At 51.0% G+C, this 602-nt stretch carries 1 protein-coding gene; it reads right to left on the bottom strand.

Translation table 11 applies throughout. The features are described 5' to 3' along the window. Positions 1 to 602, bottom strand: a 602-nt coding sequence (locus tag KH400_RS29590; RefSeq protein WP_217227915.1) for a hypothetical protein, incomplete at both ends; no start/stop codon positions are given.

Genomic DNA, 602 nt, shown 5'->3' on the forward strand with positions numbered 1-602 from the left:
TTCTCTCTCCCCTCCTTTTCTCTCTTTTTCTCTTTCTTTTCCTCTCCCCCCCTCCTTCCTTCTCCCCCCTCCTTTTCTTTCCCCCCTTCTCCCCCCTCTCCCCTCTTTTTCCTTTTCCTTCTTCCTCTCCCCCCCCCTTTCTTTTTTTTCTCCCTCTTTTCTCCCTTTCCCCTCTTCCCCTCCCCTCTTTTTTCTTTTTCCTTCTTCTCCCCTCCTCCCCCTTCTTTCTCTTCTTTCCCTTCCTCCTCTTTTCTCCCCTTCTCTCCCCCTCCTTCTCTTCCTTTTTTCTCTCTCCTTCCTCTCCCCTCCTCCCCTCTTCTTTTCCTTCCTCTTCTCTCCCTCCTTCTCTCTCTCTCCTCTTTCTTTCTTTCTTCCCCTCCCTTCTTTTCCCCTTCTCTCTCCTTCTTTCCCTTCCTTCCTTTTCCCCCCTCCCCCCCTTTTCCTTCTTTTTTTTCTTTCTCCTTCTTTTCCCCTTCTCCCTTCTTTTTCTTCTCCCTCCTCTCTCCCCTCCTTCTCCCTCCCTCTCTCCCCTCCCCTTTCTTCTTCCTCTTTCTTCTCCCCCCCTCTCTTTTTCCCCCTCCTTTCTTTTTTCCCTCCCTCTC

Origin of the sequence: Desertibacillus haloalkaliphilus (assembly GCF_019039105.1) — a bacterium.
In the GTDB taxonomy this organism is placed as follows: Bacteria; Bacillota; Bacilli; order Bacillales; family KJ1-10-99; genus Desertibacillus; species Desertibacillus haloalkaliphilus.